This is a genomic window from Burkholderia sp. SR8, from assembly GCF_052851275.1.
This window is the reverse complement of record NZ_JAULUC010000001.1, coordinates 173,267-189,075: the sequence shown is the minus strand read 5'-3', so window position 1 is coordinate 189,075 and position 15,809 is coordinate 173,267. Positions and strand designations below refer to the sequence as shown.

The 15,809-nt window shown below is 67.5% G+C and carries 14 protein-coding genes; 3 read left to right on the top strand and 11 right to left on the bottom strand.

Annotation, left to right across the window (positions count from 1 at the left end; genetic code table 11):
- Nucleotides 1-96: 96 nt before the first annotated feature.
- Together Q3A80_RS00845 and uraH are read right to left on the bottom strand one after the other, a co-directional pair.
- The gene (locus tag Q3A80_RS00845) at nt 97-1,290 is read right to left on the bottom strand and encodes a urate hydroxylase PuuD (protein ID WP_446327247.1); all 1,194 of its coding nucleotides are present in this window, start codon (nt 1,288-1,290) and stop codon (nt 97-99) included.
- A 53-nt stretch (nt 1,291-1,343) separates the two neighbouring features.
- Nucleotides 1,344-1,697: a hydroxyisourate hydrolase gene (gene uraH / locus Q3A80_RS00840; RefSeq protein WP_011657188.1), complete on the bottom strand. Its 354-nt coding sequence runs from the start codon at nt 1,695-1,697 to the stop codon at nt 1,344-1,346.
- 531 nt (nt 1,698-2,228) lie between these two features.
- Here uraH and Q3A80_RS00835 point away from each other — a divergent pair.
- Entirely contained in the window at nt 2,229-3,641 is a 1,413-nt protein-coding gene (locus Q3A80_RS00835; RefSeq protein ID WP_446327246.1) for an 8-oxoguanine deaminase, read from the top strand.
- Nucleotides 3,642-3,857: 216 nt separating this feature from the next.
- On the opposite strand, the gene Q3A80_RS00830 is transcribed toward Q3A80_RS00835, so the two are convergent.
- Nucleotides 3,858-4,787 carry a LysR substrate-binding domain-containing protein gene (locus Q3A80_RS00830; protein WP_006402708.1) on the bottom strand — a complete coding sequence of 310 codons (930 nt, stop codon included), beginning with the start codon at nt 4,785-4,787 and terminating at the stop codon, nt 3,858-3,860.
- A gap of 219 nt (nt 4,788-5,006) precedes the next feature.
- Entirely contained in the window at nt 5,007-5,216 is a 210-nt protein-coding gene (locus Q3A80_RS00825) for a dodecin (RefSeq protein WP_006755984.1), read from the bottom strand.
- Between the two features lie 146 nt (nt 5,217-5,362).
- On the opposite strand from Q3A80_RS00825, the gene Q3A80_RS00820 reads away from it, so the two are divergent.
- Entirely contained in the window at nt 5,363-6,256 is an 894-nt protein-coding gene (locus Q3A80_RS00820; protein ID WP_446327245.1) for an NAD(P)-dependent oxidoreductase, read from the top strand.
- 73 nt (nt 6,257-6,329) lie between these two features.
- Here Q3A80_RS00820 and Q3A80_RS00815 read toward each other — a convergent pair whose 3' ends face one another.
- The 4 genes from Q3A80_RS00815 to Q3A80_RS00800 all read right to left on the bottom strand — a co-directional run bounded on the left by Q3A80_RS00815 (nt 6,330) and on the right by Q3A80_RS00800 (nt 9,750).
- Complete coding sequence (locus Q3A80_RS00815) at nt 6,330-6,776, bottom strand: hypothetical protein (RefSeq protein WP_027784713.1); 447 nt, start codon at nt 6,774-6,776, stop codon at nt 6,330-6,332.
- Between the two features lie 349 nt (nt 6,777-7,125).
- On the bottom strand, nt 7,126-7,557 hold the full coding sequence (mscL, locus tag Q3A80_RS00810; protein WP_446327244.1) for a large conductance mechanosensitive channel protein MscL: 432 nt from the start codon (nt 7,555-7,557) through the stop codon (nt 7,126-7,128).
- A gap of 246 nt (nt 7,558-7,803) precedes the next feature.
- Entirely contained in the window at nt 7,804-8,991 is a 1,188-nt protein-coding gene (locus Q3A80_RS00805) for a tetratricopeptide repeat protein (RefSeq protein WP_446327243.1), read from the bottom strand.
- A 78-nt stretch (nt 8,992-9,069) separates the two neighbouring features.
- Nucleotides 9,070-9,750, bottom strand: a complete 681-nt coding sequence (locus Q3A80_RS00800; protein ID WP_446327242.1) for a PspA/IM30 family protein — start codon at nt 9,748-9,750, stop codon at nt 9,070-9,072.
- Nucleotides 9,751-10,185: 435 nt separating this feature from the next.
- Here Q3A80_RS00800 and Q3A80_RS00795 point away from each other — a divergent pair, with 435 nt between their 5' ends.
- Nucleotides 10,186-12,702, top strand: coding sequence for a penicillin-binding protein 1A (locus tag Q3A80_RS00795; protein ID WP_446327241.1), 2,517 nt, complete (start codon nt 10,186-10,188; stop codon nt 12,700-12,702).
- 105 nt (nt 12,703-12,807) lie between these two features.
- On the opposite strand, the gene Q3A80_RS00790 is transcribed toward Q3A80_RS00795, so the two are convergent.
- The 3 genes from Q3A80_RS00790 to argE form a co-directional block, all read right to left on the bottom strand.
- On the bottom strand, nt 12,808-13,284 hold the full coding sequence (locus Q3A80_RS00790; RefSeq protein WP_446327240.1) for a DUF3574 domain-containing protein: 477 nt from the start codon (nt 13,282-13,284) through the stop codon (nt 12,808-12,810).
- Nucleotides 13,285-13,426: 142 nt separating this feature from the next.
- Entirely contained in the window at nt 13,427-14,446 is a 1,020-nt protein-coding gene (locus Q3A80_RS00785; RefSeq protein WP_446327239.1) for a threonine/serine dehydratase, read from the bottom strand.
- Nucleotides 14,447-14,510: 64 nt separating this feature from the next.
- The gene (argE, locus tag Q3A80_RS00780) at nt 14,511-15,731 is read right to left on the bottom strand and encodes an acetylornithine deacetylase (RefSeq protein ID WP_446327238.1); all 1,221 of its coding nucleotides are present in this window, start codon (nt 15,729-15,731) and stop codon (nt 14,511-14,513) included.
- Between the last annotated feature and the right edge of the window lie 78 nt (nt 15,732-15,809).

Here is a 15,809-nt window from a genome sequence, read left to right as displayed (position 1 = left end):
ACGCATCCGGTGCACGCAAAAAAAACGGGCCCGGTTTGACCCGGGCCCGCGAACGGAGAGGATTGCGCCGGCAAGCAACGGCCGGCGCGAGGCGGCTTACTTGTTCGCGCCACCCTCGAACCAGGCGGCGAGCTTCACGCGCTCGTCGTCGGTCATGTGCGTGACGTTGCCGATCGGCATCGCCTTCAGGCGCACGGCCTGTTCGTAGATGCGCTGCGCGTTCTTCGACACTTCGTCCGGCGTATCGAACATCACGCCGGCGGGCGCGCTGCCCATCAGCGTCGGCTTCGCCGAGTGGCACTCGACGCAGCGCTGCTGCAGGATCGGCATGATGTCGTTGATCACGATCTTCGGTGCGTTCGCGGCCTGCGCTTCCGGTGCGACCGGCTTCGGCATCGTCCACACCAGTGCGCCCGACAGCAGCGCGACGCCGCCGATCGGCAGGTACCACAGCTGCTGGCCGCGGTGACGCATCACGAAGAACTGGCGGATCAGCGCGCCGGCCAGCATGATCAGCACGAGCACGACCCAGTTGAACTTGTTCGTGTACGTCATCGCATAGTGGTTCGACAGCATCGCGAACACGACCGGCAGCGTGAAGTACGTGTTGTGCACCGAACGCTGCTTGCCGCGCTTGCCGTAGATCGGGTTCGGCTCTTCGCCCTTGAGCATCTTGTCGACCATCTTGCGCTGGCCGGGGATGATCACGAAGAACACGTTCGCCGACATGATCGTCGCGAGCATCGCGCCGACGATCAGGTACGCCGCACGGCCCGCGAAGATGTGGCATGCAAGGTACGCGGCGATCACGACGTAGACGCCGACGCAGATGCCGAGCACGCGATCATTGGTGCCGAGGATGCGGCACAGCGAGTCGTAGACGATCCAGCCGGCTGCGAGGAAGCCGAGTGCGGACGCGACGGCGACGACCGGGCCCATGTCGAGCACGCTCTTGTCGATCAGGTACGTGTTCGGTGCGAGCAGGTACAGCACGAAGAACAGCGAGAAGCCCGACAGCCACGTCGTGTACGACGGCCACTTCGACCAGTGCAGGTCATCCGGCATTTCCGGCGGGGCGACCGTGTACTTCTGCATGTTGTAGAAACCGCCGCCATGCACGTGCCACAGTTCGCCGAACACGCCGCGCTTGCGCTGGTTCGCGTCGGTCGGCGGTTTCAGGCTGTTGTCCAGTGCGACGAAATAGAAGGACTCGCCGATCCACGCAATGGCGACGATGACGTGCAGCCATCGCAGCGCGAGGTTCAGCCAGTCGGTGATGAAGCCTTCCATGAAACTCCTCCAGACTCAATTCGTTGTCTTTGATGCGGGCGCCGATGCGTGTGTCAGCTGCCGCGATACGTGCTGTACGACCACGGCGACACGAGCAGCGGCACGTGGTAGTGCGATGCGGTGTCGGCGATGCCGAAGCGCAGTACGACGCGGTCGACGAAGCGCGGTTCGGGCACCTTCACGCCGAGCGACGCGAAGTAGTCGCCGGCATGGAACACGAGTTCGTATTCGCCGGCGGCGAGTGCCGCGCCTTCGAGCAGCGGTTCGTCGCAGCGGCCGTCGCTATTGGTCAGCACGGTCTTGATCGCGCGGCGCGATTCGCCGTCCAGCGCGTAGAGGTCCACCTTGATGGCAGCGCCGGGGCGACCGTGTGCCGTATCGAGTACGTGGGTAGTGAGCTTTCCCATTCGCAGTTGTCCTTGTGTGAATGCGAGGTTCGGCGGCAGCTCGATCCATTGACTGTGCGGCGGATCGAGGCTCCACGTCACGTGGCTACATACCCGTCGGCGAGATTGAAGCGAGCGCCGTGCAGGCATTGTAAAAAGGTTCCCCGCGCAAATACGGGCGCGATATCAAAGATAATGCGCCGCGCATGAACGGCTGTCGACGGCCGGCCCGCACGCGCTTGCCGACGCGGACTGCCGCGGATTGCCGCCGGTTGCCGCGGCCGGCGGGGCGGCGTGCGGCGTAACATATCGAATCCGTGAAGCACGGTATTCCGGATCGCGCATTGTGCGCGGCGCGCGCTTGGGCGATGCTGCCGCCGTGCGCGTCGGGCTGGAGCCCGCGCGTACCCCGAAGACGGCATTCACGCCGGGTAACCGGGCCAGCGCGTTCGAACGGACGCAGGCACCGGGGCGTGCCGCGAATCAGCGTTCGAACGGCTTTGTGACGGCCTCCGGGAGCGGCTCCCGGGGGCAGAACGACGCGGAGAACGCATGAACCTCGAGCAGCACGCCGGCGCACGCGCGCCGCACCCATCCTCATCCCGCCCGAAAACCCTGCTGGTCAAGCACGCCGACGTGCTCGTGACCATGGACGACACGCGCCGCGAACTGCGCGACGCGGGGCTCTACATCGAAGACAACCGGATCGTCGCGGTCGGCCCGAGCGCCGAGCTGCCCGAGACGGCGGACGAAGTGCTCGACCTGCGCGGTCACCTCGTGATTCCGGGGCTCGTGAACACGCACCACCACATGTACCAGAGCCTCACGCGCGCGGTGCCGGCCGCGCAGAACGCCGAGCTGTTCGGCTGGCTCACGAACCTGTACCGGATCTGGGCGCATCTGACGCCCGAGATGATCGAGGTGTCGACGCTGACCGCGATGGCCGAGCTGCTGCAGTCGGGCTGCACGACGTCGAGCGATCATCTGTACATCTATCCGAACGGCAGCCGGCTCGACGACAGCATCGGCGCCGCGCAGCGCATCGGCATGCGCTTTCACGCGAGCCGCGGCGCGATGAGCGTCGGCCAGCGCGACGGCGGACTGCCGCCCGATTCGGTCGTCGAGCGCGAGCCCGACATCCTGCGCGACGCGCAGCGTCTGATCGAGACCTATCACGACGAAGGCCGCTACGCGATGCTGCGGGTCGTCGTCGCGCCGTGCTCGCCGTTCTCGGTGAGCCGCGGGCTGATGCGCGACGCGGCCGTGCTCGCGCGCGACTACGGCGTGTCGTTGCACACGCACCTGGCGGAGAACGTCAACGACATCGCGTACAGCCGCGAGAAGTTCGGGATGACGCCCGCCGAATATGCGGAAGATCTGGGCTGGGTCGGCCACGACGTGTGGCACGCGCACTGCGTGCAGCTCGACGATGCGGGCATCGGTCTGTTCGCGCGCACCGGCACCGGCGTCGCGCACTGTCCGTGCTCGAACATGCGGCTCGCCTCCGGCATCGCGCCGGTGAAGAAGATGCGGCTTGCCGGCGTGCCGGTCGGCTTGGGCGTCGACGGCTCCGCATCGAACGACGGCGCGCAGATGGTCGCGGAAGTGCGGCAGGCGCTGCTGCTGCAGCGGGTCGGCTTCGGGCCCGACGCGATGACCGCGCGCGAGGCGCTCGAGATCGCGACGCTCGGCGGCGCGAAGGTGCTGAACCGCGACGACATCGGCGCGCTGAAGCCCGGCATGGCCGCGGATTTCGCGGCGTTCGACCTGCGCCAGCCGCTGTTCGCGGGTGCGCTGCACGATCCGGTCGCGGCGCTCGTGTTCTGCGCGCCATCGCAGACGGCGTACACGGTGGTGAACGGGAAGGTGGTGGTGCGGGAAGGGCGCCTCGCGACGCTCGATCTGCCGCCCGTCATCGAGCGCCACAACGTGCTCGCGCAGGCGCTCGTGGAAGCGTCGCACTGACGCGCCGGCGGGGCCGGCGCGCAGCGGGTGCCGGCGGGTGCCGGCGGGAGCACGGCGGGTGCACGGCGGGTGCACGGCGGGTGCACGGCGGGTGCACGGCGGGTGCACGGCGGCGCGGCCGTTGCGGCCGTCACCCGCGCAACGCAGCGGGCCACCGCGCGACGGCGCGACCGGCATCGACCGGCGCGGCCTGCGCGCGGTGCGCGCCGTCTGCGCTTACGGCTCGATCAGCGTGCGCGTCGCTTCGGCGACGAGGCCGCGCAACCAGCGCACTTCGTCGGAGTAGTGGCAGCGTTCGTGCCACAGCTGGTAGTACTGCATCGGCGGGAAGTCGAGCGGCGCCGGCACGACCGACAGCGGCAGGAACTTCGCGTAATGATCGGCGAACAGGCGTGTCGTCGTGAAGATCAGGTCGGACTTCACGAGCACGTACGGTGCGAGGTTGAAGTACGGCAGCGTGACGACCACGTGGCGCTTGAGCCGTTCGCGCGCGAGATGCACGTCGATCGCGCCGCGCTGGCCGACCGAGTACGGCGTCGGCGCGAGATGCGGCGCGTTCAGGTACTGGTCGAGCGTGAGCCCGCCGCGCTTTGCGAACGGGTGCGTGTTGCTCATCAGGCAGACGATTTCGTCGACGAACAGGTTCGACAGGTGCAGCTGCTCGGGCGGCTCGGGCCAGTTGCCGACGACGATGTCGAGCTTGCCGTCTTCCAGCGCGAGCTCGTAGTCGAATGCGGGGCCGAGCGAGTGGAACTCGAGCGTCGCATTCGGCGCGGCCTGGCGGAAGCGTTCGACGACCGTCGGCACGAACAGCACGTTCAGGTAATCGGGGCAGCCGATCCGGTAGCAGCGGATCGACGTGGCCGGGTCGAAATTGTGCTGCTGAAACTTGATGCGCTCGATTTCGCGCAGCGCGTTCTGCACGGGCTCGAGCAGGCGCAGCCCGTATTCGGTCGGAACCATGCCGGACTTGCCGCGCACGAGCAGCGGGTCGCCGGTGATGTCGCGCAGGCGCCGCAGCGCGGCGCTGATCGCCGGTTGCGACTGGTTCAGTTTGACGGCCGCGCGCGTGACGCTGCGCTCCATCAACAAGGTGTGCAAGACGCGCAAGAGGTACGTGTCGATCGCCTCGCGTTGCTGACTCATGATATCTCCGTTTTATATGTCCGGGCTGATCGAGGGGGCGGGGGAATATATCGTTTTTAATATGAACCTGAGCCAGCGTCAAGAGATGGATACCCGCAGATGCCCGCCGGCCGGGCCTGCACGACGGTCCGGACGGGGTGAGAGAGGCGGACGCGGCGCCGCGCGGAGGCGCGTTGCGCGCATCCGGCGGTCAGGGCGCCGCGCGTGACGCGCGGCGCGTCAGTCGTCGATGCGCATGCCGACTTTCAGCGTGACCTGCCAGTGGATCACCTGGTCGCCTTCGATGTGGCCGCGCGTTTCGGTCACCTGGAACCAGTGCAGGTTGTGCAGCGTCTTGCCGGCTTTCGAGATCGCGTTGCGGATGGCGTCGTCGCACGATTGCCGCGACGAGCCGGTCAGTTCGATCAGCTTGTAGACGTGGTCGCTCATGATGCGCTCCCTGGGATGTCGGTGTGTGTCCGGTGTGTGCGGCCGATGCAAGACGCGGGCCCGCCGCGGCGCCGCGCATGTCCGGCTTCTTGAGTGATAGGTATGATGGGCGGCAAGTGCAACCCCAATTGGAGACGAGGAACATCGTGGAAGTCGGATTTTGCGGACCGGGATTGATGGGCGCGCCGATGATTCGGCATTTGCTGGCGGCGGGCCACCGGGTCAGCGTATGGAACCGCACGCGCGGCAAGGCCGAGGCGCTGGAACAGGACGGCGCGCAGGTGGTCGACTCGCCGCGCGAACTGGCCGAGCGCGTCGACACGGTATTCGTGTGCGTGCTCGACGGCCGTGCGGTCGGCGACGTCGTGTTCGGCGAGCACGGGCTGCTGGCCGGCGATGCGAACGCGCGGCGGCTGAAGCGCATCGTCGATCATTCGAGCATTGCGCCTGCCGCGACGCGCGACTACGCGGCGCGCGCGGCCGCGCTCGACGTGGGCTGGGTCGATGCGCCGGTGTCGGGCGGCGTGCCCGGTGCGCAGGCCGGCACGCTCGCGGTGATGGCGGGCGGCCGTGCGGCCGACCTCGACGCGGTGCGACCGCTGATCGACACTTACGCGTCGCGCATCACGCACATGGGCGACGCGGGCGCGGGCCAGACCGCGAAGCTGTGCAACCAGGCGATCGTCACCGCGACGGTGACCGCGATCGCCGAAGCGGTCGGCCTCGCGCAGGCAAGCGGCATCGATGCCGCGCGTCTGGCCGACGCGCTTGCGGGCGGCTGGGCCGATTCGGTGCTGCTGCAGACCTTCGTGCCGCGCATGACGTCAGGCGGCCATCCGCCGATCGGCGCGCTCGCGACGTTCCAGAAAGATGTCGATGCGATCGCCGATGCGGCGCGCGACACCGGCGCGGTGATGCCGGTGTCGGCGACGGTCCAGCAGGTGTTGCGGCTGGGCGCCGCGCAGGGGCTGGCCGGCGCCGATTTCGCCGCGTTCATCGACATCGTGCGGCCCGGCAACGGGCGCGGCGCGACGCAGTGAGCGCGGCAATGGCGAAACGGGAAGCCTGAATGGCCGAAGGGCCGCCCGGAGGCGGCCCTTCGTGTCGGTATCGTCAGCCGAGGGAGCGCGGTGTCGTGTCGCCGGCGTTCTGGCGCCCGAGCCCGCCGCGCAGGCTCGCCTTCGTGCCTGCACCAAATTCGGGCAGGATGCGCGCACGGGCGCGGCTTGCGAACACGAGGAAGCCGAAGCCGTTCGCTTCGTACCAGTAGCCGCCGTTCTCGAGGCCGTCGAGCGGCTGTTCGAGCGCGTTGGCGATCGATTCGATGCAGCGCTTGCGCAATTCGGCGATGGCCGGATAGGGCGGTTGCGCGCCGCGCACGCTGCACAGAAGCACGTCGAGGCCGGGCAGCACATGCGCATAGAGGACGGGTTCGTCCTGTGCACGGGCGCGGGCAATCTTGGTGTCGAGCTGTGCGAACGGTTTCGAATGACGCAAGACCGCGAGGAACGACTCCTGGCCATCCTGTTGCGCACGTCGACGTTTTTTCGGGAAGGACATAAACACTCGCCTCAAAAACAATTGCAAGAAATGCGGCACTTTCATGCGACCCACTCCCGGCTATGTACGCCGCATGTCGATCCTTTATAGCACACGAAAATGCTGCACTCGTGCGGTACGACGATCAATGTCTCCCGTCGACCCGCATGCCACGATGATCGACACAGCCAGCGTCTTGGCGCCCGTACTGTCGTTTAGTCTCCATCATAGACCTGCTTTTCCCGCGCGTGCATTCGCGCGTCACAAAAAAGTGAGAGAGGTCCGCTCGCGACGACGCACGATGCGTGCCCGTGAAAAATGAAAAAGGCCCGCACATGGCGGGCCCGGCAGCTTCAGCGTGGCGCGATGCTCAGCGTTGCTTGAGCGAATCGCGGATCTCGCGCAGCAGCAGCACGTCTTCCGGCGTCGCGGCCGGTGCGGCTTCTTCCGGCTTGCGCAGCTTGTTGATGAATTTCACCATCAGGAAAATGATGAACGCGAGGATCACGAAGTTGATCGCCACGGTGATGAACGAGCCGTAGCCGAACGCCGCGACGCCCGCAGCCTGCAGATCCTTGAACGAATCGGGATTACCCTTGAACGACGGGGGGATGGTGCCGAGCAGAACGAACTTGTTCGAGAAATCCAGGCCGCCGGTCAGCACGCCGATCACCGGCATGATGAGGTCTTTCACGACCGAGTCGACGATCTTCGAGAATGCGCCACCGATGATCACGCCGACGGCGAGATCCATCACGTTGCCTTTGACGGCGAACTCCTTGAATTCCTTGATTATGCTCATGAGCGGCTTTCTCCTGGTTGGGCGAGGGGGGCGTGCCGCGACGCGCAAGACTGCAAAAGCGTCTGATGGGTCGGATGGGATCGGAGGCACGCCGATGTGCCGCATGATAGCGAACGTGCCCCATTGCCGGTAGTCCATCTTGAAATGATTGACAAATCAGGGGCCGGCGCGAGTGAAATGAAAGGAAGCGCGCGGTGAAGGCGAGCGGGGCCGGCACGATAGCGCGGGCACCCGCATGCCTGATGCTCAGCTGTTGTCGTCGGTCCAGCCGTCGTCGTTGCTGCCGAGGTCGACACCGCCGCCGCCGTTGCCGTCGCTCCAGTTCGAATCGTCGCCGCGGCCGAAATCGAAGCCCGGATCGTTGTTTTCCTGGCGCCGGCGCTGGTCGTCGACGATCACGTCGCGTTCGACCACGCGCTCGCGGCCGCCGGACATCGCTTCGCCGAGCAGCACGCCGGTCAGCAGTCCGCCCATGCCGCCGCCGAACCCGCCGCCCTGCTGGATCACGACGGGCGGCTGCTGTTGCGGATACTGCGGCGGATACGGTTGCTGCGGGTACGGCTGCTGCTGATAGGGCTGGCCTTGCGCGCCGGTCACGCGATCGGCTTCCTGCGCGTACACGGAGCCGCTGCCGTTCGCCGGCGCCGCGGGCTGCGCGGCCGGATCGGGGCGGCCTTCGACGCGGGCCTTCACGCTCGCATGACGCTGTTCGAGTTCGTCGACGCGATAGGGCGGCACCGGATTCTTGCCGCTGGACAGCGTTTCGACGAGCGTACGCGCGTCGTTCTCGACGGCCTCGAGCTCGCCGGTGAGCGCCGCGGCGCCGGGCGCCGTCGACAGCTTCGCATCGAGTTTCAGCGGACGGATGTCGTTCAGCACGTCGGTCGCGCGCTTCAACTGCGCGCGGCGTTCGTCGTCGGCGCGGCCGTTGTCGGCCTTGCGCGCACGCCGCAGCGTCCAGCGCAGCACCAGCGCGATGATCGCGACGATCAGCCCGAGGCCGATCCACATGCCGGTCGACGGGCCGTGTTTCGCGGGCGGCACCGCGGGCGCGAGCGACGATTGCAATGAACCGCCCTGTGTCGCGGCCGGCGCGTTGCCGCCGACGCGCGCGGCATCGGCGCGAATGCGCGCGTCGGTCTGCGCGAAGCGCGACGCGTCGGTGAACCGCAATTGCGGATCGAGCGACTTCGCTTTCTGCAGCTGCGTGAGCGCGTCGGACGCGCGGCCTTCGCGGTCCAGCACCTGTGCGTACAGGTAGCGCGCATGCGCGTTGTTCGGATGAGCGTCGATGACTTGCGACAGCTGCGTGTCGGCGCGTTGCCAGTCGCGTTGTGCGATCGACTGCTCGACTTGCTGCAGCGACGGGACCGCAAATGCGGCGGACGACAGCAGCATCAGCGAGAAGCCGAGTGCGGCGAGAGATTTCTTCATGGTCGAACCGGGCGCGAGCGCCCGTCTCCTGACGATCGGTGCGCGCCGCACGCCCGGCGGGCCGCGGCGCGGTGGCCGTTACTGCGCGGGCGTGTCGAGCTGCTTCTTCAGCGCGGCGAGACGATCCTCGACCGACGGGCCCTTGTTCAGCGCGGCGAGCTTGTCGTCGAGCGCCTTGCCGCTCGACGTGTCGGCCGAATTCAGGCGGGCGTCCGAACGCGCATTCTGCAGCGCGACCTTGTCCTCGAGCTTCTGGAAGTCCTCGGACAGATTCTTGCCGCCGATGCCGCCCAATGCGCTTGCCGCGACGTCCTTCGCCTGCGCGATTTCCTGTTTCGCCTGCAGGATGTTCGAGCGAGCGTTCAGGTCGTTGCGGCGCTGGCGCATGTCGGCGATCTGCCCCTTGAGCTTGTCGACCGACGGTTCGAGCGTGATGAGCTCGGCCGCGAGCGCATCGCGTTCGGCTTCCGCGTTCGCCTGCGCGGCGAGCGCCTCGCGCGCGAGCGCTTCGTCGCCGGCCTGCAGCGCGCGCTTCGCGCCGTCCTCGTACTTCTTCACCTTGTCGTCGGCTGCATCGCGCTTGCTGCGCTGGGTCGCGACCTGTGCCTCGATCTCGATCAGCGAATTCTCGGCACGGCCGATGCTGTCGTCGAGCTCCCGCACGATCTGCCGTGCGTCGCGCGACGGATCCTGTACCGAGTCGGCCGCATCGTTCAGCAGGCCTTTGATCGTGCGCGAAATAGAGTCGAAAAGCGACATGAAATCCTCCGTGGTTGAAAGGCGCCGCGTCGGCGGCAGTGCCCGTCGCGAACCGGATCCGACCCGCGCGAGCTGGCGGATATTACACCGCCGGCCCCTTAAATACGGCTTAAGTGCCGGAGTTCAAGCGGCGCGCGCGTACCGCATGCGAACCTTTCGCGTCTGAAAGGAACGCCGCGCCCGCGCGCGGGGCACGTCCATCTTAGGCCGAGCATGCGGCCAATACGTTCGGCCATCCACGCTCGCGCGGGAATTTTTACAAAAAATCGCGAAGCCGCCCGGTCGATTTCATTAAAATGCGCTGTCACGTCGCGGGAACGGATCGCCGCGCGGCGCGGTCTGTCGACGTGACAGTTGCCAGATGCACCCACTCTGATTCATCCGCTTGCATTTCCGCATGCGTCCGAGGGCACCCCGTCTGCCCGCCATTCCGACATGCCAATTATCAAACGACCGTCTTCTCCTTCCGACCGGAACGAACCTCACTACACGTTGCGCCGTTCGCCGTCGGGCGCCTATTACCCCGATGACGACCACGGCGACGATCGCCGCACGCAGCAGCGCGGCGGCGGAGGCGGCGGCCGCCGCTCGTTCGGCTCGCGCGTCGCGCTGTGGTTCGTCGGCCTCATCGCGACGCTCGCGGTCGTCGGCGCGCTGATCGTCGGCTACGCGCTCGTCGTGATGGCGCCGCAACTGCCGTCGCTCGATGCGCTGACCAACTACCAGCCGAAGGTGCCGCTGCGCGTGTTCTCCGCCGATCACGTGCTGATCGGCGAGTTCGGCGAGGAGCGCCGCAGCCTCGTGCGCTTCCAGGACATCCCCGACGTGATGAAGAAGGCGGTGCTCGCGATCGAGGACTACCGCTTCTACGAACACGGCGGCGTCGACTTCCTCGGCATCCTGCGCGCGGGCGTGGCCGACCTGATGCATGGCGGCGCGCGCCAGGGCGCGAGCACGATCACGATGCAGGTCGCGCGCAACTTCTTCCTGTCGAGCGAGAAGACCTATACGCGCAAGATCTACGAGATGCTGCTCGCGTACAAGATCGAGAAGGCGCTGACGAAGGACCAGATCCTCGAGCTGTACATGAACCAGATCTATCTGGGCCAGCGCTCGTACGGCTTTGCTGCGGCCGCGCGCGTGTATTTCGGCAAGGACCTGAAGGACATCACGCTCGCCGAAGCCGCGATGCTCGCGGGGCTGCCGAAGGCGCCGTCCGCGTACAACCCGGTCGTCAATCCGAAGCGCGCGAAGGTGCGTCAGGAGTACATCCTGAAGCGCATGCTCGAGATCGGCTACATCACGCAGCCGCAGTACGACCAGGCGGTGAAGGAAGAGATCCACGTGCGCACGCCTGGCAACCAGTACGCGGTGCACGGCGAATACGTCGCCGAGATGGTGCGGCAGATGATGTACCAGCAGTACAAGGACGAAACCTACACGCGCGGGCTGACCGTCACGACGACGATCAACTCGGCCGACCAGGAAGCCGCGTACCAGGCCGTGCGCCGCGGCATCCTCGATTACGAGCGCCGTCACGGCTATCGCGGGCCCGAAGGCTCGATCAACCTGCCGGCGGCCGGCGACGAACGCGACGAGGCGATCGACGACGCGCTTGCCGATCACCCGGACAACGGCGACCTGCAGTCGGCCGTGGTGCTGTCGGCGTCGCCGAACGCGGTCGACGTGCAGTTCGTCGGCGGCGCGACGACGACGATCGGCCCGGCCGGGCTGCGCTTCGTGGCGGGCGCGCTGAGCCCGCGCGCGAACGCGACGCTGCGGATCAAGCCCGGCTCGATCGTGCGCGTGATGAAGGACGGCAAGACGGGCTGGCAGGTCGTGCAGCTGCCGCAGGTCGAAGGCGCGCTCGTCGCGATCGCGCCGCAGGACGGTGCGATCCGCTCGCTCGTCGGCGGCTTCGACTTCAACAAGAGCAAGTTCAACCACGTGACGCAGGCGTGGCGCCAGCCGGGTTCGTCGTTCAAGCCGTTCATCTATTCGGCGTCGCTCGACAAGGGGATGGGGCCGGCGACGATCATCAACGACGCGCCGCTGTACTTCCCGCCGAGCGTGCCGGGCGGCACCGCGTGGGAGCCGAAGGACGACGACCAGCCGGACGGCCCGATGACGATGCGCACCGGCCTGCAGCGTTCGAAGAACCTCGTGTCGATCCGCATCCTCGCGTCGATCGGCACGCAGTACGCGCAGCAGTACGTGACGCAGCGCTTCGGCTTCGATCCGGCGAAGACGCCGCCGTACCTGCCGATGGCGCTGGGGGCGGGGCTCGTCACGCCGCTGCAGCTCGCGACCGGCTACGCGGTGTTCGCGAACGGCGGCTACAAGGTCGATCCGTACCTGATCGCCGAAGTCGACGACGCGCGCGGCCAGCCGCTGCAGAAGGCGCAGCCGGTGGTCGCCGGCGGCACCGCGCCGCGCACGATCGAAGGCCGCAACGCGTACGTGATGAACAGCCTGCTGCACACCGTCGCGACGGCCGGCACGGGCGCGGGCACCAATGCGCTCGGCCGCAGCGACCTGCAGGGCAAGACGGGTACGACGAACGACGCGAAGGACGGCTGGTTCGCCGGCTACCAGCAGTCGCTCGTCGCGGTCGCATGGATGGGCTTCGACCAGCCGAAGAGCCTCGGCAGCCGCGAATTCGGCGCGCAGCTCGCACTGCCGATCTGGGTGAACTACATGCGCACCGCGCTGAACGGCGTGCCCGAGCAGCAGATGCCGATGCCGGACGGCCTGACGACGATCGACGGCGAGCTGTACTACGCCGACCGCACGCCGGGCAACGGCTTCGTCGCGAGCGTCGACATCAACCCGGCCGACAACGCGATCAGCGCGAACGATGCGCTCGGCTCGGCCGGCGCGGCAGGCCTCGCGCCGCCGCCCGTCACGCAGCAGGAGAAGCAGCAGATCATGGACATGTTCGAGAGCAAGTAAGCGGGACGCTGTTCTCCACACATGCGACGGGCGCCTTCGGGCGCCCGTTTTTTTGCGTGTCGTTTTGAACGCGGCGCGCTCGCCGCGCAAGCAGCGGAGGATGAATCAGAAGGACGCGCACGCCGGCACCAGCGTGATGCCGACCGACTCCTGCCGGAAGCGCTCGCGGTACGCTCGCCGGATCGCGTCGAGCCCTGCGTGCGTGTCGGCGGTATCGTCGGCGACGATCCGTACGACGAAGCTCGCTTCGCGCACGATCCGGCCGGTGGCGCGATCGCGCCATTGGCCGTGCGTATCCCAGTAGGTGAAGCCGTCCGGAAAGCGCGGTGTGACGACGTCGGCGAGGAAGGCCGCGCGTTCGGTATCGGTGACGGGGCCGCGTCCCGCAATATCGCGACCGAACAGCAGGTCGGCCTGCAGCATCCGGTGCGCATGCGGCTGCCCGCATGCGGCGGCAGTATCGGCGACGGGCGAGGGCGGGGCCGGGGCCGCACATGCGGCGAGCAGCGCGATCGCGGCTGCGCCGATCACGTGCCGGATGCCGCGCGGCCACGTCGCGATACGTGCATTCGGCGCCGGCATCCGTCTGATCTGCCTATTTCGCGTCCGGCGCACTGCGCACGCGTAAAATGCTGCGCGCTCAACGACTTGCGTGTGTGTGCGGCGGGTTATCAACAGGGCTGTCAACATAAACTGGGGATAACCCTCGCCGGCGCGCTGCGGTTCAGCGCTGCCGTGTCGCGTGCGCGAGGTGCATGCCGAGCGTCGCGGGATCGGTGTTCGTACCCGACAGCAGCACGCCGACCCGCTTGCCCTGCAGCGTTTCACGCAGCGGCCCGAGCAGCGCCGCGAGCGGCGCCGCGCATGCCGGTTCGACCGCCAGCTTCAGGTGCGAGAACAGGAACAGCATCGCCGCGCGCAACGCGTCGTCGGACACCGTGACGATGCGGTCGACGTGGCGCCGGCACAGCTGGTAGCTGTATTCCTCGGTGTGCGGCGCCATCAGCGAATCGGCGATCGTCTGCATCGCGCTCATCTTGATCGTGTGATTCGCCGCGAAGCTGCGGCTCATCGCGTCGGCGCCTTCCGGTTCGACGCCGTACACGTGCACGCGCGGATTCGCGAGCCGCAGCGCGGTCGCCATGCCGGCCGCGAGGCCGCCGCCGCCGATCGGCACGATCACCGCGTCGAGATCGGGTGTCTGCGTCGCCCATTCGTAGCCGAGCGTCGCGGTGCCGAGAATCGTGTGATAGCCGTTGAACGGATGGATGAAGAAACGGCCTTCCTCGGCCTCGATGCGCCGCACCAGATCGAACGCCTGCGACGCGCTGCCGGCGAGCACGACTTCCGCGCGGTATTGCTTGCACTGCGCGATGCGCGTCGGGCTCGCGGTATGGAACATCACGACCTTCGCGCTGCTGCCGAGCCGCATTGCCGCATACGCGACGGCCGCCGCGTGATTGCCGGCCGACACGCAGGTGACGCCGGCGTTCTTGCGTGCCTCGTCGAGCGCGAGCAGGTGCGTGAACGCGCCGCGCGCCTTGAAGCTGCCGCTCGCCTGCAGCAGCTCGAACTTGAAGTTCACGTGCGTGCCCTCGAGGGACGGCAGGTCCGCGCGCTCGAACACCGGCGTGCGCGCGACCCACGGTGACAACGCGAAGTGCTGCGCGGCGATTTCGTCGAGCGTCGGAATCGGCTCGCCGTCGATCGTCGTATGGGCAGTGCCCTGTTGTTCGTTCGACATGACGTGGCGGAGGGGCGGGGTGGCGACAGGGAGCCGGCCCGCACACGCGGGCCGGCGAGGGCAGTCAGTGTGCGTCGACCGACATGCTGCGGATGAACTTGCGCAGGAACTGCTCGCACGCGGCGAGCTGCGCGAGCTCGACGTACTCGTTCGGCTTGTGTGCCTGCTCGATGTTGCCGGGCCCGCACACGATGCTCGGGATTCCCGCGCGTTCGAACAGGCCGGCTTCGGTGCCGTACGCGACCTTGCGCTTGTCCTGGTCGGCCGTCAGCGCGCGCACGAGCTGCGTGATCGCCGCCTGTTCGGTCGCGTCGAGCCCCGGCGCCGCGGCGATCTTCGAGAACTCGATCGCCGCGTTCGGATGCTCGCGACGCATCTGCGGCAGCAGCGTTTCCTGCGCATACGCTTCGATGCGCGTGAAGATCTGTTCGGGATCGAGCGTCGGCAGATTGCGGAACTCGAAGTCGAACCGGCATTCGGCCGGCACCGTGTTGATCGCGTTGCCGCCCTGGATCGTGCTCGTCTGCGCGGTCGTGAACGGCACGTCGTACAGCTCGTCGAACGGACCTTCGGCGCGAAAGCGCTCGGCGATGTCGCGGATGTGGCAGATGAGGCGCGCCGCGTATTCGATCGCGTTCAATCCCTTCGGCGTCAGCGACGAGTGTGCCGCGTGGCCGCGCACGCAGCAGCGGTACGCGTTGATGCCCTTGTGCGCGATGATCGGCCGCATGCTGGTCGGCTCGCCGACGATGCAGCCGGACGGCTTCACGCCGCGCTTCACGAGGTCGGCGATCAGCAGCGGGGCGCCCGCACAGCCGATTTCCTCGTCGTAGGACAGCGCGAAATGGATCGGCTGCGCGAGCTTCGTCGCCTGCATCTCGGGCAGCAGCGCGAGCGCGGCGCCGATGAAGCCCTTCATGTCGCAGGTGCCGCGGCCGTACAGGCGGCCGTCGCGCAGCTCCGGCGCGAACGGATCGCTGTCCCACTGCTGGCCGTCGACCGGCACGACGTCGGTGTGGCCCGACAGCACGATGCCGCCGTCGGTCGAGCCGTCGTGCGCGGGCACCGTCGCGAACAGGTTTGCCCAGCCTTCGCGCGGATCGTGCGTGAGCGTCGACGCAATGCCTTTGGCCGCGAGCGCGTCGCGCACCGTTTCGATCAGGCCGAGGTTCGGCACGCGGCTCGTCGTGTCCATCGACACCAGCTGCTTGATCCAGGGCAGGCTGACGAGCGAAGCGTCGCCTTGGTCGGCGGCGGACGGCGCCGGCGCGTCGAGAGTGGACATGGCAAAACTCCGTCTGATGAATGGGAAAATCATACTCAAAAACGCGCCGGCCCGCCTTCGCCGGCCGCGATGCGGTGC

Coding starts and splice junctions, on each gene's coding strand:
- Q3A80_RS00785 (WP_446327239.1), bottom strand. CDS start 14,446: ATGTCGAACGAACAACAGGGCACTGCCCATACGACGATCGACGGCGAG.
- Q3A80_RS00825 (WP_006755984.1), bottom strand. CDS start 5,216: ATGAGCGACCACGTCTACAAGCTGATCGAACTGACCGGCTCGTCGCGG.
- mscL (WP_446327244.1), bottom strand. CDS start 7,557: ATGAGCATAATCAAGGAATTCAAGGAGTTCGCCGTCAAAGGCAACGTG.
- uraH (WP_011657188.1), bottom strand. CDS start 1,697: ATGGGAAAGCTCACTACCCACGTACTCGATACGGCACACGGTCGCCCC.
- argE (WP_446327238.1), bottom strand. CDS start 15,731: ATGTCCACTCTCGACGCGCCGGCGCCGTCCGCCGCCGACCAAGGCGAC.
- Q3A80_RS00830 (WP_006402708.1), bottom strand. CDS start 4,787: ATGAGTCAGCAACGCGAGGCGATCGACACGTACCTCTTGCGCGTCTTG.
- Q3A80_RS00800 (WP_446327242.1), bottom strand. CDS start 9,750: ATGTCGCTTTTCGACTCTATTTCGCGCACGATCAAAGGCCTGCTGAAC.
- Q3A80_RS00795 (WP_446327241.1), top strand. CDS start 10,186: ATGCCAATTATCAAACGACCGTCTTCTCCTTCCGACCGGAACGAACCT.
- Q3A80_RS00845 (WP_446327247.1), bottom strand. CDS start 1,290: ATGGAAGGCTTCATCACCGACTGGCTGAACCTCGCGCTGCGATGGCTG.
- Q3A80_RS00835 (WP_446327246.1), top strand. CDS start 2,229: ATGAACCTCGAGCAGCACGCCGGCGCACGCGCGCCGCACCCATCCTCA.
- Q3A80_RS00790 (WP_446327240.1), bottom strand. CDS start 13,284: ATGCCGGCGCCGAATGCACGTATCGCGACGTGGCCGCGCGGCATCCGG.
- Q3A80_RS00815 (WP_027784713.1), bottom strand. CDS start 6,776: ATGTCCTTCCCGAAAAAACGTCGACGTGCGCAACAGGATGGCCAGGAG.
- Q3A80_RS00805 (WP_446327243.1), bottom strand. CDS start 8,991: ATGAAGAAATCTCTCGCCGCACTCGGCTTCTCGCTGATGCTGCTGTCG.